This is a genomic window from Flavobacterium gossypii (genome assembly GCF_014138495.1).
GTDB classification, from domain to species: domain Bacteria; phylum Bacteroidota; class Bacteroidia; order Flavobacteriales; family Flavobacteriaceae; genus Flavobacterium; species Flavobacterium endophyticum.
Genome location: NZ_JACJIS010000001.1, coordinates 108,903 through 131,582 on the forward strand (window position 1 = coordinate 108,903; position 22,680 = coordinate 131,582).

22 protein-coding genes and 2 tRNA genes are annotated in these 22,680 nt (G+C 37.8%); 9 read left to right on the top strand and 15 right to left on the bottom strand.

Annotation, left to right across the window (positions count from 1 at the left end; all coding sequences use genetic code 11):
* Positions 1-3: 3 nt before the first annotated feature.
* The 5 genes from GGR22_RS00490 to GGR22_RS00510 all read right to left on the bottom strand — a co-directional run bounded on the left by GGR22_RS00490 (position 4) and on the right by GGR22_RS00510 (position 4,815).
* Positions 4-2,487, bottom strand: coding sequence for an AsmA family protein (locus GGR22_RS00490; RefSeq protein ID WP_220477613.1), 2,484 nt, complete (start codon positions 2,485-2,487; stop codon positions 4-6).
* A gap of 130 nt (positions 2,488-2,617) precedes the next feature.
* Entirely contained in the window at positions 2,618-3,124 is a 507-nt protein-coding gene (locus tag GGR22_RS00495) for a pyridoxamine 5'-phosphate oxidase family protein (RefSeq protein ID WP_182492150.1), read from the bottom strand.
* An 18-nt stretch (positions 3,125-3,142) separates the two neighbouring features.
* Positions 3,143-3,520, bottom strand: a complete 378-nt coding sequence (locus tag GGR22_RS00500; RefSeq protein ID WP_182492151.1) for a SpoIIAA family protein — start codon at positions 3,518-3,520, stop codon at positions 3,143-3,145.
* A 101-nt stretch (positions 3,521-3,621) separates the two neighbouring features.
* Entirely contained in the window at positions 3,622-4,113 is a 492-nt protein-coding gene (locus tag GGR22_RS00505; protein WP_182492152.1) for a GNAT family N-acetyltransferase, read from the bottom strand.
* Between the two features lie 9 nt (positions 4,114-4,122).
* Positions 4,123-4,815 carry a DUF421 domain-containing protein gene (locus GGR22_RS00510; RefSeq protein WP_182492153.1) on the bottom strand — a complete coding sequence of 231 codons (693 nt, stop codon included), beginning with the start codon at positions 4,813-4,815 and terminating at the stop codon, positions 4,123-4,125.
* Between the two features lie 374 nt (positions 4,816-5,189).
* Between GGR22_RS00510 and GGR22_RS00515 the strand changes: the two genes are divergently transcribed.
* Positions 5,190-6,152 carry a DUF3667 domain-containing protein gene (locus GGR22_RS00515; RefSeq protein WP_182492154.1) on the top strand — a complete coding sequence of 321 codons (963 nt, stop codon included), beginning with the start codon at positions 5,190-5,192 and terminating at the stop codon, positions 6,150-6,152.
* 27 nt (positions 6,153-6,179) lie between these two features.
* Positions 6,180-7,181 (top strand): M28 family metallopeptidase, encoded by a 1,002-nt coding sequence (locus GGR22_RS00520; RefSeq protein WP_121374461.1) that lies wholly within the window; start codon positions 6,180-6,182, stop codon positions 7,179-7,181.
* Between the two features lie 32 nt (positions 7,182-7,213).
* Here GGR22_RS00520 and GGR22_RS00525 read toward each other — a convergent pair whose 3' ends face one another.
* From GGR22_RS00525 to GGR22_RS00550, 6 genes are all read right to left on the bottom strand, one after another.
* Positions 7,214-7,543 carry a YegP family protein gene (locus GGR22_RS00525; RefSeq protein ID WP_121374462.1) on the bottom strand — a complete coding sequence of 110 codons (330 nt, stop codon included), beginning with the start codon at positions 7,541-7,543 and terminating at the stop codon, positions 7,214-7,216.
* Between the two features lie 122 nt (positions 7,544-7,665).
* On the bottom strand, positions 7,666-7,923 hold the full coding sequence (locus GGR22_RS00530) for a hypothetical protein (protein ID WP_121374463.1): 258 nt from the start codon (positions 7,921-7,923) through the stop codon (positions 7,666-7,668).
* 115 nt (positions 7,924-8,038) lie between these two features.
* Positions 8,039-8,114 (bottom strand) — tRNA-His (locus GGR22_RS00535).
* 63 nt (positions 8,115-8,177) lie between these two features.
* Positions 8,178-8,894 (bottom strand): bacillithiol biosynthesis deacetylase BshB1, encoded by a 717-nt coding sequence (gene bshB1 / locus GGR22_RS00540; RefSeq protein WP_182492155.1) that lies wholly within the window; start codon positions 8,892-8,894, stop codon positions 8,178-8,180.
* 47 nt (positions 8,895-8,941) lie between these two features.
* Positions 8,942-10,003: a chorismate-binding protein gene (locus GGR22_RS00545; protein ID WP_182492156.1), complete on the bottom strand. Its 1,062-nt coding sequence runs from the start codon at positions 10,001-10,003 to the stop codon at positions 8,942-8,944.
* 1 nt (position 10,004) lies between these two features.
* Positions 10,005-10,430 (bottom strand): hotdog fold thioesterase, encoded by a 426-nt coding sequence (locus GGR22_RS00550; RefSeq protein ID WP_121374466.1) that lies wholly within the window; start codon positions 10,428-10,430, stop codon positions 10,005-10,007.
* 189 nt (positions 10,431-10,619) lie between these two features.
* Between GGR22_RS00550 and GGR22_RS00555 the strand changes: the two genes are divergently transcribed.
* The 4 genes from GGR22_RS00555 (at position 10,620) to GGR22_RS00570 (ending at position 17,607) form a co-directional block, all read left to right on the top strand.
* The gene (locus GGR22_RS00555) at positions 10,620-12,164 is read left to right on the top strand and encodes a hypothetical protein (RefSeq protein ID WP_182492157.1); all 1,545 of its coding nucleotides are present in this window, start codon (positions 10,620-10,622) and stop codon (positions 12,162-12,164) included.
* Between the two features lie 84 nt (positions 12,165-12,248).
* Positions 12,249-12,896 (top strand): DUF1579 domain-containing protein, encoded by a 648-nt coding sequence (locus GGR22_RS00560; RefSeq protein ID WP_182492158.1) that lies wholly within the window; start codon positions 12,249-12,251, stop codon positions 12,894-12,896.
* 142 nt (positions 12,897-13,038) lie between these two features.
* Positions 13,039-16,773, top strand: a complete 3,735-nt coding sequence (gene purL / locus GGR22_RS00565) for a phosphoribosylformylglycinamidine synthase (RefSeq protein ID WP_182492159.1) — start codon at positions 13,039-13,041, stop codon at positions 16,771-16,773.
* A gap of 81 nt (positions 16,774-16,854) precedes the next feature.
* Complete coding sequence (locus tag GGR22_RS00570) at positions 16,855-17,607, top strand: DUF3667 domain-containing protein (protein WP_182492160.1); 753 nt, start codon at positions 16,855-16,857, stop codon at positions 17,605-17,607.
* 36 nt (positions 17,608-17,643) lie between these two features.
* On the opposite strand, the gene GGR22_RS00575 is transcribed toward GGR22_RS00570, so the two are convergent.
* Positions 17,644-17,931: a hypothetical protein gene (locus tag GGR22_RS00575; RefSeq protein ID WP_182492161.1), complete on the bottom strand. Its 288-nt coding sequence runs from the start codon at positions 17,929-17,931 to the stop codon at positions 17,644-17,646.
* A 185-nt stretch (positions 17,932-18,116) separates the two neighbouring features.
* Between GGR22_RS00575 and GGR22_RS00580 the strand changes: the two genes are divergently transcribed.
* Together GGR22_RS00580 and GGR22_RS00585 are read left to right on the top strand one after the other, a co-directional pair.
* Complete coding sequence (locus tag GGR22_RS00580; protein ID WP_182492162.1) at positions 18,117-18,491, top strand: ribosomal maturation YjgA family protein; 375 nt, start codon at positions 18,117-18,119, stop codon at positions 18,489-18,491.
* Positions 18,492-18,599: 108 nt separating this feature from the next.
* The gene (locus GGR22_RS00585; RefSeq protein WP_182492163.1) at positions 18,600-20,378 is read left to right on the top strand and encodes an AMP-dependent synthetase/ligase; all 1,779 of its coding nucleotides are present in this window, start codon (positions 18,600-18,602) and stop codon (positions 20,376-20,378) included.
* Between the two features lie 123 nt (positions 20,379-20,501).
* On the opposite strand, the gene GGR22_RS00590 is transcribed toward GGR22_RS00585, so the two are convergent.
* Positions 20,502-21,599 (bottom strand): slipin family protein, encoded by a 1,098-nt coding sequence (locus GGR22_RS00590; RefSeq protein ID WP_182492164.1) that lies wholly within the window; start codon positions 21,597-21,599, stop codon positions 20,502-20,504.
* A 130-nt stretch (positions 21,600-21,729) separates the two neighbouring features.
* On the opposite strand from GGR22_RS00590, the gene GGR22_RS00595 reads away from it, so the two are divergent.
* Positions 21,730-21,996: a hypothetical protein gene (locus GGR22_RS00595; RefSeq protein ID WP_182492165.1), complete on the top strand. Its 267-nt coding sequence runs from the start codon at positions 21,730-21,732 to the stop codon at positions 21,994-21,996.
* A 256-nt stretch (positions 21,997-22,252) separates the two neighbouring features.
* Here GGR22_RS00595 and GGR22_RS00600 read toward each other — a convergent pair whose 3' ends face one another.
* Both GGR22_RS00600 and GGR22_RS00605 read right to left on the bottom strand, forming a co-directional pair.
* Entirely contained in the window at positions 22,253-22,573 is a 321-nt protein-coding gene (locus GGR22_RS00600) for a hypothetical protein (protein ID WP_182492166.1), read from the bottom strand.
* A 29-nt stretch (positions 22,574-22,602) separates the two neighbouring features.
* A tRNA-Phe gene (locus GGR22_RS00605) sits at positions 22,603-22,675 on the bottom strand.
* Positions 22,676-22,680: the final 5 nt, after the last annotated feature.

The following is a 22,680-nucleotide window of genomic DNA, read 5'->3' on the forward strand; positions in this document are numbered from 1 at the left end:
GAATTAATTTACCTCCTCATTTCGCTTTTTCTTGCTGACGAGCCTGATTTTTATTTTTCCGTCATCGCCATCAGAAGCCAAAAGATGCAGTACGATACCCCTATTTCTTCGTTCTTCCAGCTGTTCCTTGTCGGTAATGTCTTTGTCGTTTTTAGGATTTCGAAGCGGCACATCGAGCGCTATGTTTGTGCCTTTCCCAAAAGAATAGACTCCCGCAATATCCATATTCAATACGCTGGAATTGATCTGCATTGGCTCGATGGTTATCTTTTCGCCTTTGATATTAAAGCCTCCTTTCAGATTGCTGAACGTGATATTGTCCAAGTCCCGAAAAGGAAATGCAAATTTTCCGGCACTTTTGATCGGCTCAAAACCAATCAAGGCGCCTTTTCTAAGCGTAAAGCCGACCGTTCCGTTCATAGAATTCGTTACCAAATTGCCATCGTTTGTGATATTTCCAGAAATAGAAGAATTAGCTGTAAGATAGCCTTTCAGGTTTTTCGATGTCAGAGACTGCATGTCAAAATCATTAAACGCATAGAAGAATTTTTCAATGGCAACATTAGCCACATTTGCCTTCATCGAAAAATGATTCTTTGCTTTCCCCTGCTCTATCGAACCGTTAAGGGTTACTTGTCCGCCGGCATGATTGACTATCGCATTCTGTATCGTAATTCCTGATTCCGACAGCAGGATAGCCGCCTTTACATTGGTGGCCGTAAATTTTTTATAATAAAACTTATCGACTTGAACCGTCAAGGCGACATTGCTTTTCTCGAAAAGAAAATTCAGTTTATCATTTACATTACTCTTTTGCGTTTTCAAGGCAGGCTGTCTTGTTTTACGGTTTCCTAAAAACCCGAGAAATTCGCCCATATACAATTGCGGACTGGTCACTTTCCAGTTGAGCACCAGCTTTTCAGGTTCTGTGTAATAGAGATTCAGGAAGTTTTTGATACTGCCTTCCATATTCACGATACTCCTGCCGCTTTGTAGTCTTATGTTGCTAATAAACAAATCTTTTTCTGTAAAATTCAAGGCGACGTTGGTGTTTTTGAAGGACAGATTTCTCGGCACATAACGTATATCACCTTTTTCAATCTTCACCAATCCAGAAACGAACGGCTTGGTAATTTCAAAATCAACAATATCAGCTTTGAAGTGAAATTCTACATCAGCATTGCCTTTGGAAAACACCAGCAGCTCCTTGTCAACAGCATTGCCTAGCTTCTCCAACGGAAATTTAGACTTAAAAACGCCCGAGGCAATCGGCTTGCTAAAATCATTGATTATCGCAGAGTCCATCACAAAAGGAATTTCTTTATACTCGCCTTTGAAATCCATCAGTTTTACAACAGAATTCGGGTCGTCAAATCCTTTGCCTTTGACAAATTCATTCGTGAAAACTCCATCAAAACTGCACTTATCGATAATCCCGTCAGGAATGTGGAGTCGGTTGTTTTTAATCGCTGCTTTTACTAAAAACAACGGATCGCCAGCCGCATTCAAATCGCCTACGATATCGCAGGTCACATCGATCGGCTTTTCCAAATCGAAGCGGTTGAGCTGTCGGCTGATATTGTTTGAAAGTAAATTAGAAGCATTTTTCCAAAGAATTTTGTCGGCTTTGATATGCAGCGAAAAATCAGAATTGGATTTGCCGATGTTGAACTTTCCGCCAATGTTGAAGGTGTCGTCGCCTATTTCTAAATCGTTGGGCTCAAAGACAATAGTTTCTGCTTTTTCATTATACGCGATATCAAGTTTTCCGTTGAGCTTTTTGTCTTTGATAAAACTGCCGTGCTGGGTATTAAAAGCAAGGCTTTGTGCCGAAGCCTCTAGTTTTATAGCTGCTTTCCATCCCTCAGAATCATAATCAAGCCTGCCTTTGAGATCATCAATCGAGAAATTGAAAAGCTTTTTGCCCTTGAGATTGTTTGAAATAAAGGTTACATTGTGCAGTTCAAACGCTTTTATTTCGGCAAAGGAACTGCTTTCGCCAGAGGCTTCTTTTTCTTGTTTTGACTTGAAAATTGCCGAATTGCTATAGCCGTTTTCTGCAACGAATAAATGAATCGTCGCATCGCTGATGTCGATCTTTTTAATTTCTAGCGTACCGTGGAGGAAAGCTAATACGTTAATCGAAATATTAAAGTCTTCGGCTTGCAGCAGCGTATTTTTGTGGGATGTCCAGAGGCTGTCTTTTAAAACGGCGTTTTTTATTCTTAAGGAAACACGGGGAAATCCTTGCAAGAAAGTAGGTTCCATGCTTTCTGCGGTAAATTTTCCGTTGATATTTTCATTGATCTTTTGGGTGATGGAAGCTAAGATTTCTTTTTTATGCGTATTGACATAAAAAGCAAGTCCCATATAAGCAAGAATCGTAAAGAGAAAGACTCCTGACATTATTTTAAGCGAAAGCCTTGCCCAACGAGGCAGGCCGCGTAATTTTTGAAGAAATTTAGAGTTCGTGGTTTTTTCTTGCATAGATTGTCATTAGTGTTGGCGGGCAAACAATACCTAAATTTACAATAAAACGTTGAAGATGAGCCTAAATATATTAAAAATAAAAAGCTTCCCGATTGGAAGCTTTTTACTTTTGCTGTCTGGATTGTGCTTAAACAGAAAGTTTTCCTTCTATGCTATCATCTAATGGCTTTCCTAGTAGGGCTCCTACTGCGGTTTTTAGCATTGCGACCATCTTACCGCTTTTAGTATCCCAATAATAGACATAGTCTGGCTGTATGCGGATTACGGTAACATTCGGATCGTCCTTTCCTTTAGAAAACCATGCTTTTGCAATCGGGTTCCATTTGTCTTCGATCGTGGATTTATCTTTATAGATAAAAGCTTTTCCATAGATATTCAGGTATTCCGAGCTTGAATTTTTTGCAAAAAGCAATTGCACGTTTTCGTCTTGCTTTATCTCGAAGTTCTTATTGCTGTCGGCACCGCTTAGGAACCAAATATTCCCTGCTTCGTCGACTTCCTGAACGCTCATCGGGCGTGTGGAAAATGGACTGTGTGATAAATCGGTACAAAACATGCACACTCGTATGTCTTCGGCTAGCTTTTTCAGTTTTGAAATCGCGTCTTCGTTGCTTAGGTTTTTAAAATCTCCCATAATATTTAATTTAGTTGGTTATTCTTCTACGTCAATTTTTTCTGAAGTCCAGTCGATAGCACGCTCCAAATCGTTTTTATGAAAAACTTTGAATTCACCTGGCATAATCTTGCTAAAAAAAGAAGTGAATTTGTCAACCGTTTCCGAATCGGAGATAATGGCGGCCCGGTTCCATTTGGTTATATTTTTGATTCCGAGTAAAGCATCTTGAATCCAAGCTCCGAAAGTAAAATCGGCTGGAGAATTTTCTAAGTAAAGTAAATAATTCAGCTTGCCTGTCTTTTGGACAAGCTCCGAAACCTTTGTATTTACAAGCTTAAAATCGTCTTGGGTGACTTCGCCGCTAGAACGAAAACCGACCATATTGTCAGGCAAATTGTGAATCTGTTCTATCATAACATTGAGTATTTTGGTTGGTTCATACTCAAATTTACGCCTTATAAAATGGGCACTATGTTATTGATATCATAATGTTTGCACAATAAAACCCTAAATAGCTATAGCTTTTTTTCCATGATGTAGTCTTCCATCAAATAGCTATTCCCAATATCAATATCCTCTTCCCCTATTTTTTCGAATCCAAGCTTTACATAAAACTGGAAGGCATTGTTATGACGGTTTACGTTTAAAGAAAGAGCAGTATTTTGATTGGTTGTGGCTTTATCGGCTATGAAATCAATAAGCTTTTTTCCTATTCCTTTGCCCTGGGTTTCAGGCAGGATGTAGATCTTATGAATTTTGGTCTTGGGTTCTTCATTATAATTCAACTCATAAGAAGCAAATCCTAATGGAATTCCGTCTTCTTCTGCCAAAATAAAATGATGCTTTTTTGCAGTGGCTTGGCTTTCCAGCGCACTGATATCATACATCATAGCAAACATATAGTCGATTTGTTCGGAAGAAAGAATAGGACCGTAAGTTATTGGCCAAGTTTTTCCAGCAATATCCCTTATTGCTTGGTAGTTGGTAGTATTCGTTATAGAAATCATTTTTAATATTTATGCTTTACGTAAAGTATTGATGGCTTCCACCCATTCGGTTTTTTGGCAGATTTGGCAACTTGCTTTTCCTGCTTTTACTTTTTGCGTATGGGCACAGAACGTGCAGGAAAACAGACCGTCTTTGGGTATGGCCACATTCTTTTGGTTGAATAACTGCGGCAAGATAGGCAATCCGTATTTTACATCCTTATCATCATAGAAAAAAACGCTGACTTCACCGGAAGTCTCGAGATAGGCATTTTTCACTTGTCCGAGATGTTCGATAGAACGCAAACGTAATTCTGAAAAGAACTCGTCTTGTGCCAAGCCTTCTCTTTCAAAGCTAGAAATTGAGAATTTTCCCTCTTTTATAAGGCACTCTGTTTTTCCTTCAACCAGATTTTCAAACCATTGGAATTTTCCGATCAACATCGTTACAAAACGATACATCGAAATAATGACAATAAAAACAGTGATAGCTGGAATGAGCCCAACATCTTCATAAAACATAGGATCTCCTGCGGCCGAGCCTAGAGCGATAATGATAACGGTTTCAAAAATAGAAAGCTGCTTTACGCCTCTTTTTCCGGTAAAGCGCAAAGTAATCAGCAGGACGATGAACATTACGACAGACCTGAAAACTACTTCGAAAAGAAATTCAAGCGGATGGTTGTTAATGAGGACTCTTTCCCATTCAAAAATATCGTGCATTTTAGGGTGTTTATTTTTTATTGAATTTACTAATTAAAACATAGCTATAGTGAAGATTTAAGAGAAATTTAATATTGTTTTAGAATAACAAAATTGAATTATATCGTAACTTTATAATCCGAATTATATTTGGATGTTGCTTTTTACTTTATTCCATAGCGAAAACAAGTTGCAACTATAATAAACCAAATAGATTTTGAAATAACACGAATTGCAATCACGTTAATTTAGAGTAGCTTGTAATTCATGTGCAAGGCTTTAGTACCAGTTGGTGTTGAAGCCTTGCTTTTTTTTGGAATTTTCTTAAATAAATGTAAAAATGTTTTGGATTTTTTATAGTTTTAGCATCCATTAAAAACATACATCTTCCTACCATGGGACACCAAAAACTAAGAGAAGACAAGACCTGCCTTAACTGTAGCTATGTAGTCGAAAATAAATACTGTCCCAATTGCGGGCAAGAAAATACTGAGACACGACAATCTTTTCATTATCTGTTTACCCATTTTATAGAAGACTTGACGCATTATGATGGCAGTTTTTGGAAAACAATAAAGAATCTTTTATTCAAGCCGGGCTACTTAACAAAGGAATATCTGGAAGGCAAAAGGAAAAAATTTGTACCTCCTGTTAAGCTGTACATTTTTATCAGCTTTGTGACGTTTTTGCTTCCAACTTTATTGCCAGATGTTTCTTTTTTTGGCGACACCGAAGAAAAAAAAGAATTTATAAACATAAACGATAAAAAAGACACACTAGCTAAAAAAGAAAATAGAGGCATCAGAATTAAGGATGATGTATTTGTAAAAAGTATCAAGGAGCTAGATTCCCTAGAAAATATACCTACCGAAAAATTGTCCTACCTTGAATATGGGATGTATAAAAACTTGTTGAAAGTCAAGCAAGAAAAAAATCAAAAGGAGTTTATGAAAAAAGTGATAGAGTCCTTTTTCCATACGCTTCCGAAAGTCTTATTTTTATACATGCCGATTTTTGCTTTTTTCCTTTGGCTTTTGCACGACAAAAAAAAGCGATATTATTTTGATAGCGGTGTGTTTACGCTCCACTACTTTTCATTTCTTTTACTAACGATCACGATTGGCGTACTTTTCGAATGGATTTTGCATCTCTTTCTTTTAGACGACCTTTCAGGCATCTATAACTTTATCTCATTGGGATATTGCTTCTTTTACTTTTTTAGAGCACATAGCAGATTTTTTGGCGAAGAAAAAATTATTTCACGATTAAAGAGCTTCATTTTGTTTTTCATAAATATGTTTTTGATATCCATCTTTTCATTGGCTTTATTTATGTATAGCATATGGCACATCCAATAAAATTATTATATTTATAAAAATTTGAAAATGAAGAAAACGCTTATAACCGGCTTTTTGCTCTCGCTTTTTTTAGTAAGCTGTTCTACAGTAAAACCTACAAAATATATAGATTCGATATCGGCGGCAGATTTGAAAACAAATCTTTACGTAATTGCCAGCGATGAAATGGAAGGCCGCAATACGGGTGAGCCTGGTCAAAAAAAGGCAGGAAAGTATATTATCGACCAATATGAAAAAATGGGCGTTTCTTACCCAAAAGGTGCCACTGACTTTTACCAAAAAGTCCCTTCGGAGTTTATGTCAAAATCCTTCAGTCCGAAATTAAACGATTCAGAGAATATCTGGGCTTTTATCGAAGGCTCTGAAAAGCCAGATGAAATTTTGGTTATTTCTGCCCATTACGACCACGTTGGAATGAAAAACGGCGAAGTCTATAATGGTGCCGATGATGATGGTTCAGGAACAGTAGCTTTGATAGAGATTGCCAAAGCTTTTATGCAGGCTAAAAAAGACGGTCACGGTCCGAAACGTTCTATCCTTTTTCTTCATGTAACTGGAGAGGAACATGGCTTACACGGTTCAAGATATTATGCTGAACATCCTTTATTCCCTTTGAAAAATACTATTGCTGATTTGAACATTGACATGATTGGTCGTCGAGATGAGAAACATAAAGATAATGGAAATTACGTGTACCTCATAGGCTCAGACCGCTTGAGTACCGACCTTCATAAGATATCAGAAAAAGCGAATCAAGACTATATTAAGCTATTACTGGATTATAAATACAACGACAGGAACGATCCTGAAAGAATCTATTATCGTTCGGATCACTATAACTTCGCGAAAAACGGAATTCCATCGCTATTTTATTTCAACGGCGTTCATGCTGATTATCACAAATCGACAGACACGCCAGATAAGATTGAATACGATCTGCTCCAAAAAAGAGCCCAACTTGTTTTTGTAACAGCTTGGGAATTGGCAAACCGAAAAGAAAGACCTGTTATTGACAGGGATGGCAAATAATAAAAAAGCTCCGATTTCGGAGCTTTTTTATTTTATAAATCTTCTTTTACATCTGCATCGGGAGCATTTTTCTTTACCGATTCAATTCCGTTATCACGTCCGGAAGTCGAAGCATACATCTGGCTCGAGCCAATAATCTGTCCGTTAGTAGCTTTTAGATTGAAGTAAGCCTTTCCATTTGAAGCCTCCTTTTTTTCAAACTTTGAATCGTCTTGAGAATTTTTTCTCACCGATTCGATACCATTTGTGCAATTTGCTTTGCTTGAATAACCTTCGCTACTCAAGATAACTTCTCCGTTTCCTGCTTTTAATACAAACTGAAACTCGTCGTTTTTTCTTTTAGAAATCAAGAATGTACCCATAAAATTTAATTTTTTAAGTTATACTAATTTGGTTCTTATGCAATTCTTAGAAATATATAAGCCAAAATATAACAATTTTATTAAATTTTATAACAAATCTTCATTATTTTTTCTTAAAACAATTACGAATTGAGATTTTCATTCTTTACAATCTGGATTTTTCCAAGTTCGACGCTATCGTCTTGGAGCAGCAATACGCCAAAGACATTAATCGGAATTTCAAATGTTTCTCCGGCAGAATGTTTTATTTCCTCAATAAGGCTTTTAAAATTCAACGGATTTAAAACAATAGAATCACCTTTGTTAATCTTATGATCGAATATATAATCTCTGATTGATTTGAAGGAAAGCGGATTTCCTATGAATATTTGCTGTGACATGATGTTTTTCTTACTAATTTAAAGAATAAAGCCCACAGAAGCAGTTTCTTTAAGTTTTAATTAGCAAAGAATAAGGTATAAAAAAAGCCTTGGAAGTTTCCAAGGCTTTAAAAATGGGTGGCAGACCGGGTTCGAACCGGCGACCCTCGGCACCACAAACCGATACTCTAACCAGCTGAGCTACAACCACCATTTGTTTAACGAGTGCAAATATACTGCAAAAGTTGATTTCTGCAAACAAAAAATTTAAAAAATTATATCAAATCTCCTAAGCTATTGACAGCCAAATATCTTTCTACGGTAAATCCTTCTGCATACTCCGAGTTAATCAGCCTTCCTAAGTCTTGCGCACGGTAGAGTATGCTGTCTTTAAAGTTCTTTGTCGCTATTGGCGTTGCTGGCTCATTGGAATTCGGATCGTAAAATTGAGATTTGTATTCCATCAAAGAGGCAACTTTCTTATCCATAAATCCGCTAACATCAACAACAAAGTCTGGCTTCAGGTCTTTCCATTGAATGTAATGGTAGACAAGTTTCGGCCTCCAAGCCGCTTGGCTTATACCATCAATTTCGGTCTCAATCTTAATCAAGCCTGATAAAAAGCAAGAATCAGAAACCAGCTTGCTGCCTTTTCCGTGATCGATATGTCTATCATCAACAGCGTTGCAGATTACGATTTCTGGCCTGTATTTTCGAATCATTTTGATGACTTCCATCTGATGTGCTTCATCGTTAGTAAAAAAACCGTCGCGCATTCTCAGGTTTTCGCGAATTTCGACACCTAAAACCGAAGCTGCATTTTTAGCTTCTTCGTCACGGATTTCCGCAGTTCCGCGTGTTCCAAGCTCGCCTCTTGTAAGATCGACAATCCCCACATTTTTGCCTAATGAGACTTCTTTAGCAATGGTAGCGCCACAGCCCAACTCGACATCATCTGGATGAGCACCAAAAAAAAGTATATCTAATTTCATGTTGTTTATTTGTTGTTATTCGTAAAAATACGAAGAATAGCGACGTGCTACCCTAGTATATTTTTCATAGTTAATGATTTGTTCACGGTTTCCAAAAACTCTTTTTCAGGAATACTGTCTTTGGTGATGCCGCATCCTATAAATAAATTAGCTGTTTTATTTTCCACCTTCATGCAACGAAGATTTACAAATAGGTCGGAATCCTGCTCCTGCCCTTTTGCAAAGTTCTTGTTTAATTCCCCTAAAAATCCTGAATAATATTCCCGGTCGTAACCTTCGTTCTTTAGGATAAACTCTTTCGCCTCTTTCTTTGGAAGGCCGCATACCGCTGGCGTCGGATGCAGTATTTTTATAATCATACCTAGATCCTCCTGATTCTGCAGACGGGCTTCGATATCTGTTTTTATATGGACAATATTTCCTGCCCTGAAAGTATATGGTTCTGAAATAGTTTGTTCAGCAACATAGTTTTTCAGTCCGTCGAGAATAAACTCAGTGACAAACTGTTGCTCTTCTTGCTCTTTATTTTCCCATGTAATTTCACCTTCATGATATACCTGCGTTCCTGCTAAAGCAACAGTTTTTATATGATCGTTTGAAACTTTCAGCAACTGTTCTGGCGTAGCGCCCAACCACAATCCTATTTTAGGATGAAAAAAACAATATTTGAAAGCCGCCGGATAGGCCGAAAGTAATTTTTGAAAAAGAAGAAAAATATCAATCTGTTCCAATACAACCGATTCTTTTCGCGATAAAACAACTTTTTTGAAATCGCCTTCGCGAATTGTATCAACGCCTTTCTGTACCAATTCTTCAAAATTTTCTTTGGCACTTGTATTTGCCTCAGCTATAGAATTAGCAGTACTTTTGTTAGGAGTCATTACATAATTTTCAATATAAATCTCAGACTCTTTTTCAGGCAGCACTACAAAATCTTTTCCTTCAAAGGGTGCAAAAACAAAACCTACTTCCGTAAAATCTGTTGCAAAATGCAAAGAATCGTCCTTCTGGAAAATCCCGACAGCAACTGTTTCGTTCGGTTTCGAATACAGTACAAAAGGAAGCTTGTTTTCGAAATGTTTTTTTGCTTGTTGGTATAAATCAGACATATTATTTGGTTCTTTCCAATACGATATTGGTGATTTTGCAGAGCGAGATCAGCATATCGTTTTCGTCAGTAATCTTAATTTCCCAAAGGTGCACCATTCTTCCTTTGTGGATGATTTTTGCCGTTCCGTACACCATTCCGGCACGTTTGCTCTTTACATGGTTGGCAGAAATCTCTATTCCTCTCACTTCGTGAGTTTCTGGATTGATGAACATTAAGGATGCCGCGCTTCCCACGCTTTCTGCCAACGCCACAGAAGCACCGCCATGAAGCAGTCCCATTGGCTGGTGAACTCTTGGATTTACTGGCATTTGGGCTTTTAAAAAACCTTCTCCAGCATCAATAAATTCTATTTCTAAAGTCTGCATTAGAGTATTTTCGCACCACTTTTTGCAGTTTTCAAGCATTGTATTTTTATCGAAAGCCATCGTTTTAATTTATTTTTCCAAAATTACGGAAATTAATACGGAACATAAACGTTCGGATTCTATCATAAAAGTTAAAAAGACTATACTAATTTTAACATTTTTGAGTTTACAAATCAATCATCGTTCAAATTTGCAAATTAACCTATTCAATAAATCAGATTTTTACTATTTTTACCAAAATTCAAACCAATGCGTACTTCATTTTTCTTTCTAGTTATAATTGCTGCTATTTCGTTGACTTCTTGTCGAAAAGATTTTGATTTCGAACCGAGCAATGGCAATCTTGGATTTTCAAAAGACACGGTCTATCTGGATACGGTCTTTACCAACATCGGTTCCAGCACTTATACTTTGAAAGTGTACAATAGAAGTGATAAAGACATCAACATTCCTACTATCCAACTAGCTAAAGGAATGAATTCAAAATACAGAATGATGGTGGATGGAATGCAGGGAACTGAAGGGAAAATTTTCAATAACGTTGAGCTTTTGGCTAAAGACAGCTTGTTTATTTTTATAGAAACAACTATCGATTACGATGATTTCGCCAATCCAGAAGCAGAATACCTTTATACAGACCAAATCCTATTCGACGCTGGAACAAAACAGCAGAAAGTCGAATTGGTTACATTAGTCAAAGACGCTGTATTCTTGTATCCGACACGCGATAACGAAGGTAATTACGAACAAATTCCGATTGGAGTTGATGAAGAAGGTAATCCTATCACCGGGCGAGGCTTCTTTTTAGATGATACTGAAAGGCATTGGACTAAAGACAAACCCTATGTCATATATGGCTATGCTGGCGTGCCCGCAAACGAAACGCTTACCATAGATGCCGGAGCGAGAGTACATTTCCACTCTGGTTCAGCATTAATCGCTTATAATGGAAGTTCCATCAAAATAAACGGAAGCCGATCCTTTACCAACCAGCTCGAAAACGAGGTTATTTTTGAAGGCGACAGACTAGAACCTGGTTTTTCTGATTCGCCAGGGCAATGGCTCGCTATCTGGCTGACCAACGGTAGTACCGGACATGAATTTACAAATCTTACAATCAAAAATGCTACTGTAGGGATTTTAGTTTCAGGGAATGCAGGAATCAACAATCCTGTTGCCGATTTGAAACTGAAAAACGTACAAATCTATAATTCGTCGAATGCCGGAATACTTGCACAGACAGGGCATATACAAGGCGAAAACGTAGTTATCAATTGGGGCGGCTCTTCCAGCTTTATAGGAAGCTATGGCGGAAAATATGATTTCAAGCACTGTACATTTAACAACAACTGGTCAGGTTCTAGAAAATATGCCGTTGCGCTTGACAATTTTATTGATGGAGCAACGCCAGAAATACAACCTTTAGACGCCAGCTTCAAAAACTGTATCATTTTTAGTTCCAACCAATCAGGATTACTGCTGAACAAAAAAGAAGGAAGCGACAATTTCAATACCGTATTTACAAAATGCCAGATCAAACTCAGCACCTCAATCAATACGACCAATAACTTGTATTCTTTCGTGAATGATGCTACAAATATTGTTAGGAACGGAAATCCAAATTTCTTGGATATCAGCAATAACAAATTAGCAATTGGTGAAGAATCAAGCGCTAATGGTTTTGGAGATTCTACTGTTGCTGCACAAGTTCCAGAAGATATAAAAGGAACAGCAAGAAATCTGACAAGCCCTGACCTTGGAGCTTACGAATCCATCACTTTTGAAGAAGAATAGAAATTTTTAAAAACACCTCCTTAAAATACGATTAAATACATTTTTTTCATAATTTTATACGAATCAAACAAAATCAATTCAATTATGAAAACAAACTACATTTATTTAGGAGCAATGCTTTTATGCCTGACAGCTTGTAAGAAGGAAGTCAAGGTAGAAGAAAAAGTAGTGGTTGAAAAAGATTCTGTACCAGCAGAAGTCGTGAAATCAGAACCAATGGATTCTATTGCCATGCAAAAAGCTTGGGAAGAGTATATGACTCCGAGCGAAATGCACAAAAAAATGGCTGCTGATACAGGAACTTGGGAAGAAGAACTTACTTTTTGGATGGGTCGTGATGATACCAAGCCGCAAAAAAGCACGGCAACAGCCAATACTAAAATGATCTTGAACGGACTTTATCAAGAATCAGTTCATACCGGAAACATGATGGGAATGCCATTTGAGGGACGCAGTACTCTTGCGTATGATAATGCCGCAAAACAATATGTCTCTACTTGGATCGATAATATGGGATCGGGAATCATGGTAATGAAAGGAAACTATGACGAAGCTTCAAAAACAGTAAAAATGGAAGGCGAAGTTACCGACCCAATGACCAAAAAAGTCAAAAAAATACGAGAAGTAATCACAGCTATTGATGCCAATACGCAAAAGATGGAAATGTATGACATGTCTCCAGACGGCAAAGAATTCAAGAGCATGGAAATCATGATGAAAAGAAAAAAATAATACCGAAAACAATACGAGAAAGACTGTCGAAAGGCAGTCTTTTTTATTTTAGTACAATGTTTTTGAACTTTTGACTTCAAGACTTTTGACTTTAGACTTTTTGAACTAAATTTGCACCACAACAACAACTAAAATAAAAACAATGATTCATTTCTTCGGAAACGAAAGCAATACCGTTTTTGCAGTACAGACGCAAAACGAGCTTTCTGCGCAAGACATTTCAAAACTAAACTGGCTTTTTGGCAACACTCATAAAATAGAAAAATCCGTCCTAGCGGATTTTTTTGTTGGCCCTCGTGCCGCAATGATTACTCCGTGGAGTACAAATGCTGTTGAAATTACCCAAAACATGGCTATTGAAGGCATCATCAGAATTGAAGAATTTCAAAAAGTAACCGAAGCTTTTTCTGGTTTTGACCCGATGCTTTCTCAGAAATATCCTGAATTAAATCAAGACATTTATACCATAAATATTCAACCAGAACCTATCCTTGAAATTGAAGATATTGCCGCTTTTAATGCAAAAGAAGGTTTGGCTTTGAGCAAAGAAGAAGTTGAATACTTAGATAATTTATCAAAAAAACTAGGCAGAAAACTAACCGATTCTGAAGTCTTTGGATTCTCTCAAGTCAATTCAGAACACTGCCGCCACAAGATTTTCAATGGAACTTTCGTCATTGACGGAGAAGAAAAACCTTCTTCCCTATTCAAATTGATCAAGAAGACATCTTCTGAAAATCCAAACGATATTGTTTCAGCTTATAAAGACAATGTGGCTTTTATCAAAGGTCCAAAAGTGCAACAATTCGCTCCAAAATCAGCAGACAAGCCTGACTTCTACGAAACAAAAGATTTTGATTCTGTGATTTCACTTAAAGCAGAAACACATAATTTCCCAACAACGGTGGAGCCTTTCAATGGAGCTGCAACAGGTTCTGGTGGAGAAATTCGCGATCGTTTAGCAGGCGGACAAGGTTCGTTGCCATTGGCTGGAACTGCTGTTTATATGACATCCTATTCCCGTTTGGAAGAAAATCGTCCTTGGGAAGAAGCAATGAACGAAAGAAAATGGCTGTATCAAACCCCGATGGATATTTTAATCAAAGCTTCAAATGGAGCTTCTGATTTCGGAAATAAATTCGGACAGCCTTTGATTACAGGTTCCGTTTTGACTTTCGAACATGAAGAAAAAACTACAGACACTAACTCTGACAGGGTTTCAAACCCTGTCAGCGTCGAGACTTCAAACCCTGTCAGAGCTGAAGACAGAAAATTAGGTTACGATAAAGTAATCATGCTTGCCGGAGGAATTGGCTATGGTAAAGAAAGCCAAGCCATCAAACAAAAACCAAAAGAAGGCGACAAAGTCGTTATTTTAGGCGGAGAAAATTATAGAATCGGAATGGGCGGTGCTGCAGTTTCTTCAGCAGATACGGGTGCTTTCAGTTCTGGAATTGAATTGAATGCAATCCAGCGTTCTAATCCTGAAATGCAAAAACGTGCTGCCAATGCCATCCGTGGATTGGTAGAAAGCGACAACAATCCGATTGTTTCTATTCACGATCACGGTGCTGGCGGACATTTGAACTGTCTTTCTGAATTGGTGGAAGAAACAGGCGGCTTGATTGATTTGGATAAATTACCAGTTGGCGACCCGACGCTTTCTGCCAAAGAAATCATCGGAAACGAATCACAAGAAAGGATGGGATTGGTTATCGGCCAAAAAGATATCGAAACTTTACAAAAAATTGCCGATCGTGAACGCTCACCAATGTACCAAGTTGGGGATGTCACGGGTAATCACCGTTTTACTTTTGAATCAAAAACTACAGGTGCCAAACCGATGGATTTTGCTTTGGAAGACATGTTCGGAAGTTCTCCAAAAGTCGTGATGACCGATACTTCAATCGATAGAAAATATAATGATTTAGACTATACTCAAGAAAGCTTCAAAAAGTATCTTGACCAAGTGTTGCAATTGGAAGCCGTCGCTTGTAAAGACTGGCTGACAAATAAAGTGGATCGCTGCGTAGGCGGAAAAGTAGCCAAACAACAATGTGCTGGACCGTTGCAGTTGCCTTTGAATAATGTCGGCGTTATGGCGTTGGATTATTTAGGAAAAGAAGGTGTTGCCACGACTGTGGGCCACTCGCCTATCGCCTCTTTGATTGATCCTGCTGCAGGAAGCCGAACCGCAATTGCTGAAGCATTGTCAAACATTATCTGGGCCCCAATCAAAGACGGATTGAAAGGCATTTCGCTTTCTGCCAACTGGATGTGGGCTTGCAAAAATGAAGGCGAAGACGCTCGTTTGTATGAAGCCGTTCAAGGTTGTTCCGATTTCGCTATTGAGTTGGGAATCAACATTCCCACAGGAAAAGATTCGCTATCCATGAAACAGAAATATCCTGATGGAGATGTAATTGCTCCTGGAACTGTAATTATTTCTGCAGGCGGAAACTGTATAGATATTCAAAAGGTGGTAGAACCGGTTTTAAAGAAAAACGGCGGTAACATTTACTATATTAATCTTTCAGAAGACGATTTCAAATTAGGAGGTTCGTCTTTTGCACAGGTTTTGAATAAGATTGGAAACGAAGTTCCTACGATTAAAAATGCAACGAACTTCAAGACGGCGTTCAACGTAGTTCAAGATTTGATTAAAGCCGATAAAATCCAAGCGGGACATGATATCGGAAGCGGTGGCTTAATTACCACTTTATTAGAAATGTGTTTTGCTGATGTAAATTTGGCCGCTGATTACGACTTGAGTTCCTTACGCGAAAGCGATACTATAAAAGTATTATTTTCAGAAAATATCGGAATTGTTTTTCAAGCGGATGCTTCCGTTGAAACGGTTTTTAATGACAATAATGTAACGTTCTTCAATATCGGAAAAGTAAAAGAAGGCGATACCGTTACCATTAAAAACGGAGATAAAAACCTTTCGGTTAATGTAGCAGAAGCTAGAGATACTTGGTACAAAACTTCGTATTTATTAGACAAAAAACAATCGGGAGAATTAAAAGCGAAGGAACGTTTTGATAATTTCAAAAACCAGCCTTTACGTTTTGAATTCCCAAGTCACTTTACAGGAAAGAAACCAGAAATTGATTTTTCTAGGCCAAGACCAAAAGCGGCGATTATCCGTGAAAAAGGAAGTAATTCAGAGCGAGAAATGGCCAATGCTATGTATCTAGCTGGTTTTGATGTAAAAGACGTCCACATGACCGATTTGATTTCTGGCCGTGAAACTTTAGAAGATATTCAATTTATCGGAGCAGTTGGAGGTTTCTCTAATTCTGATGTTTTGGGCTCTGCAAAAGGTTGGGCTGGTGCTTTTTTATACAACGAAAAAGCAAAAACAGCTTTGGATAATTTCTTCAAAAGAGAAGATACTTTGTCTGTCGGAATTTGCAACGGAGCACAATTGTTTATGGAATTGGAATTGATCAATCCAGAACATGAAGTTCATGGAAAATTAAGACATAACGATTCTCACAAACACGAAAGCGCATTTACCTCAGTAACCGTTTTAGAAAATAACTCTGTGATGCTAAACACTTTGGCGGGAAGCACTTTAGGAGTCTGGATTTCTCATGGAGAAGGGAAATTCGACTTGCCTTACACAGAAGACAAATATAATGTGGTTGGAAAATATGGCTACGAAAATTATCCGGCCAACCCAAATGGTTCTTTCTTCAACATTGCCATGATGTGCGACAAAACTGGAAGACACTTGGCGATGATGCCTCATATCGAGCGTTCAACTTTCCAATGGAACTGGGCGAATTATCCAGAAGGCAGAAATGACGAAGTTTCACCTTGGCATGAAGCTTTTGTGAATGCGAGAAAATGGGTAGAGAATAAAAAATAGATTATTTTTAACTATTTAAGAAAAGGCTTTCAGAAAATGGAAGCCTTTTCCTATTTTAGCAAGACTTAAACCTTATTATTTATGGAAAGCCCCTATTGTTTAAATTGTCAGGAACCTATTGAGAAGAATTATTGCTCTAACTGTGGCCAAAAAACCGATACACACAGAATCAATTTTAAACATTTTATTTTCCATGACATTTTGCATGGGGTATGGCATTTTGAGAAAGGTATCTTCTTTACGGTTAAAGAGGCCTTCACACGACCAGGAAAAGCTGCTTTGGATTATATTAGCGGAAAACGAATTAAGTATTATAATGTATTCTACCTAACCGTTTTATTGGTCGGACTTAATATTTTTTTAGCAAATTATTACGACCATCTTGAATTAAAATATTATCCTGAACTACACGAAATAAAGCTAAATAAAGACCTTAAATCAGGCGATTTTTTATCCGATTATGCTAAAATATTAATTCTTTCCCTGATTCCTCTTTTTGCCTTGACTAGCTTTATCCTTTTTCGGAGAAAGAAATTAAATCTGAGTGAGCATTTTATAGTTTCTGGAATGACTTTTTTAGGCGTAATGCTAATCAGTACATTTAGCATATTTCTTTCCTTTTTAGGCTTTTTAGAAGATTTCTCAACAGTTGCTTATATCATTGATAAAATAACTCCAATAGCCTTATTGCTGTATATTAGCTTTGCTTACTACAATGCTTTTCATTTGATGTACACCAAATTAAATATAATCTTGAGAGTAATTGCTTTTGACATTTTATTATTATTAGAAATAGCCCTCTTTATTATTGGTACTTTTTTCATCTTCAAATAAAAAAAATCCTTTCTAAAATTTAGAAAGGATTTTTTTCTATCGTTTCCCTTTCATCATAACAGCACCAATACCTGTCACAATACCTGAAGCTGCAAAAGCGAACATCCCGGAAGCAATCATTTCCTGTCCTGCAAATAATGCATTCTGTGATATTTGATTGTTAAATAAGGCACCGCCGGCTACGCCTGCAATGATTCCGATTACTGATAAAATCGAAAAGTCTCTCCAAGGTTCAGGATCCGGATGTGGAGGCACCGGAAAACGCCACCAGCCTGGAAATTTTGTTCCGCACCATCCCATCGCTAAATAAAATAACATTCCCATAATAGTAAGTTTTAGTTGTTGCCTACTCTTTTGCTTTTCGGCTTACGCATTAATCATAAGTCAAAAGTAGATACAGCTATTCACATACATTCAAGGTCATTTCCTGTTTTTTCTAGAGTGAAAATACCGCTTTTTATAGGGTATAAATTAGTATGTTTGTCAAAATCCCATACTTCTTTCCATCTATGAGAAACAATAGAATTCTCTACTTTTTACTTTGTATTAGCATAATTGCTTTGGGTATCTTGTCCCGAAAAACGGAGATTCTACCCTTAGTTGTAGGCGATATATTGTATTCCATAATGGTCTATTTCTTAATCCGATTTCTTTTCCTGAAAACCAAACTGCAAAAGACAGCCTTTATTTCGTTGCTAGTATGTTATAGCATCGAGACTTTACAACTCTATCAAGCAGATTGGATTAATGAAATCAGGCATACTGTTTTAGGTCGTTTGGTTTTAGGACAAGGCTTTTTATGGAGCGACCTACTTGCTTATACCTTTGGAATAACGATTACTTTTCTAGGAGACATGTATCTGATTCAGAAAAAAAAATCTTAAGCATTTTGTCTATTCTAAAGCCTGGAAAATCTTAATTTACGAAATGATAAAAACATTGCTGATTTATTAATAATTTCCTATTTTGCAGGGAATTTAATCTTCAATAAAATGGCTTCAATTACTAGACTGTTTGATTTTCCATATCATCAGCAAGAAAAATATAGCATTCCTGATTCATTAGTTACGAAACACGATGGCGAATGGGTCAAGACATCTACTGATGAATATATTTCAAAAGCCAATGCCATATCGAGGGCGCTTTTGAGAATGGGAATACAGAAAAATGACAAAATTGCTGTCATCTCTTCCAATAACAGAACAGAATGGCATATTCTAGACATTGGAATTCTGCAGACCGGAGCGCAAAATGTTCCTATCTACCCGACTATTTCTGAAACAGACTATGAATACATTTTAAACCACTCCGAAGCAAGTTATTGTTTTGTTTCAGACGATGTGGTATTGGGCAAGCTAAATGCGATCAAGAATAATGTTCCGAAATTAAAAGGAATCTATTCTTTTAATCAGATTGAAGGTTGTAAAAATTGGACGGAGCTATTAGACTTAGGAAAAGATACAAGCAATCAAAGTGAAGTAGAAGAACGAAAAAACAACGTAAAACCACTTGAACTTGCTACCATAATTTATACCTCTGGAACAACCGGAAAACCTAAAGGAGTAATGCTTTCGCACAATAATATAGTTTCTAACGTATTAGATTCTGCCAGTAGAATTCCGTTTGAAGCAGGAAAAAGTAAAGCGCTCAGCTTCTTGCCTATCTGTCATATTTATGAACGGATGGTAACCTATATCTATCAATATTATGGAGTTGCTATTTATTTTGGCGAATCGATCGAAAAGATTTCTGACAATGTAAAAGAAGTGCAGCCAAACGTAATGACCGGCGTTCCGAGGCTTATCGAAAAGGTATATGAAAAAATTATTGCCAAAGGTTCTGAACTGACCGGAATTAAAAAGAAACTGTTCTTCTGGGCGATTTCTGTTGGTTTAAAATACGAACCAGACAATGCAAATGGTTGGTGGTACGGATTTCAATTAATGATTGCTAGAAAACTTATTTTCAGTAAATGGAAAGCCGGATTGGGCGGAAAATTAGATCTAATAGTAAACGGAAGTGCCGCACTACAACCGCGGTTGGCACGCGTATTTGCAGCAGCAGAAATCTATGTAATGGAAGGATATGGCTTGACAGAAACATCACCCGTAATATCAGTAAATGATACACGCAATGGAGGCTTCAAGATTGGTACTGCTGGGAAAATCATCGATAATGTAGAGATAAAAATTGCCGAAGATGGAGAAATCTTGTGCAAAGGTCCGAACGTAATGATGGGCTATTATAAAGATGAAAAACTTACCAGCGAAGTTATCGTTGACGGTTATTTTCATACAGGCGATATCGGCCTTATTGATAAAGACGGCTTCCTAAAGATTACCGACAGGAAAAAAGAAATGTTCAAGACATCTGGCGGAAAATATATCGCGCCGCAGCTCATAGAAAATGCCATGAAGCAATCCCGTTTTATTGGCGAAATTATGGTCATTGGCGATGGCGAAAAGATGCCTGGCGCCTTTATCCAGCCTGATTTTGATTTCGTAAAACAATGGGCTTCTAAAAAAGGACTCTCAATCGGAAGCACAAATAAAGAGATTGTTGCCAACGAAGAAGTCAAAAAACGCTTCCAAGAAGAAGTAGACGATATCAACAAAAAATTCGGACACTGGGAAATGATCAAGCGCTTTGAGCTGACTCCAGACGTCTGGTCTATTGATGGCGGAGAGCTCACTCCTACCCTAAAACTGAAACGTAAGAACGTCAAGGAAAAATACCAAGACCTATACGACAAGATCTATAAAGACGCATAAAAGACGAAACCACAAACATCCTGCTTGTGGTTTCGTCTTTTTTATACGATACTGTCGCTAATTTTCCACTGTAAATAAGCCATAACAAAACAGCCACAGATTCAATGAATCCATGGCTGCTTTTTATTTAAGGAAAATGTCCTTTAACTGAGTGATGACGTTGCCACCGCTAGAAATGGTGATTTCACCAATCCTATCTGCGATTTTCTCAACATATTCCATCTCTTTCAATTTCCACAACATTTCGTTTTCTTCCATCAATTTTGCCGTATTCAGCAAGCTTCTGGTCGAAGCCGTTTCTTCACGCCTCATGATGCTGTTCGCCTGTGCTTTTTTCTCGGCTACAAGCACCTGGTTCATGATTTCCTTCATATCGCCAGGCAAGATAACGTCTCGGATACCTGCATCAGAAATCGTTAAACCCAAATCCTTGATTTTTGCTTCCACGTTTTCCAAGATTTCTTTGGCAATCGTATCTTTCCTGTTTAGCAATTCATCCAATGTCAGGCTTCCGATAAAAGCCCTCAAGGCCAATTGCATTAAAACGTACAATTGCTTTTCAAAATCCTTGTTATCAACCAAAGCCTTGTAGATATCCGCAACTTGGTACCTCACAAAAAAGTTGATTCTCAACCCAGCCTTGTCTTTAGTCAGCAATTCTTGTCCTGAGATTTCCAATTGCTGCTGCCTTGCGTCGATAGTCTTCACTTCAACAGAAATGGCATTGTTCCAAAAGTAATAAGCGCCTGCTGTCAATTCCTTGACAAAAGAACCGTTGACAAACAACAATCCTTTTTCATAGCTGGCTACCTGAAAGCGCCTTACATACATTTTCAACTTGGCCGTTTCCAATAAAGCAGTCGGAATCTGTTCGGTAATCTCTGTTTTTGACAAGTCTGCCTTTACGAATTCGTTTTTGACATAGCCTTTCCAGAAAGCATACCTTCCAGTGACCAAGACTTCTTTAAAGATACCGTTTACAAAATACAAGGCAATTTCGGTATCGGCAATCTCAACAACTTCTAGCAACGAAGCCAAGGCTTCATTCTGCAACAAAAGGTTCAGTTCTACTGGAGCCACGAAGGTTTGTTTCTTTTCAAAAACCATTACCTCTTTGTTTCCGAATACCCATGCAGTGCCTTCTTCCAAGACACCTACTAATTTTCTATTTTCAAATACCAGACCTACTTGGTAGGCATTAATACGTACTTTTCTAATCATTTTTATACTTTTTAAATTCAACATAAATAAGAAAACGAACCTTCTCCATCCTTCTTCAAAAACGGGAGCGCTGGTCGGTCTTTTTTTAATCAGGATCTGTTTCTGTCCATTTCCAAAAGAAATCCAGCAAATGAAATCTTTTGTCAAGCCAGAAAGAAAAACCAATAGTCCAAAAGACGCTTCCATGCTCGCAGGTCCTGTCAAAAGTGCAAAAACCCAGACATTGCATACGGGAATTGCTGATAGAGACAGGCTCCTTCTCTTTGGTGGCATTATTTTAAAGAGCAATGCGACTCTTGCTTACAGATTGATAGTCTGCGAAGGCGACAACCGCTGTCAAACCGAAACGAGCTCGGTGCAGGATTCGAACCTGCGTAACTTCTATTGTTCTACCTAATTGAACTATCTGCCTAATGCAGAGCGGGATTCGAACCCACAACACATAGAGTGGTGATGGTTATTTGGCAAACCACCCAAGCCTCCAAATCAAGTTGCATAGAAAAACATGATGCTTTTCGGCAAAGTTCTCTACAATGGTGCCATACAGAAACACGCAACAGGACTTGTTTGATATTGTTGTTTCAATGAACTTGTCTTATTCCTCTACAAAGATTTTAAAACCACTGCGCAATTATTTTGCGCAGTGAATTAAATTATAAAAGCCCCATTTTTTTCTGGTGCTCTCGGTCTCTCTGTTCGATTGCCCCAAAGGGACTTCCTTTGAAATAGCCTATATTCACGAAGCCGTTTTCTTCTGTTATCAGCGATTCTTTTTTAGTGACGGCTCCAGTATATTTAGAACCATAACTGCCCGTCAGCTTTTTTGTCGCCGGATCCACGTCGCCCCATTCGGGCGTCTTCCCGTTATAGATCGGCTCGACAAAATAAACAATACCTGTCAGCCGCGACTTCATCAAGAAGCGGCCCGTCTCATCCGTATTGGTCAAAAACCTTTTTAAAATGTCTTGTCTCATGATTCTCATTCTTTTTAAATTAAACACTGCGGAACAGATTCGAGTCGAACGAATACCTCTAGTGCTTCAAACTACCGTGCATACCACATACACCACTGTTCCTTTTC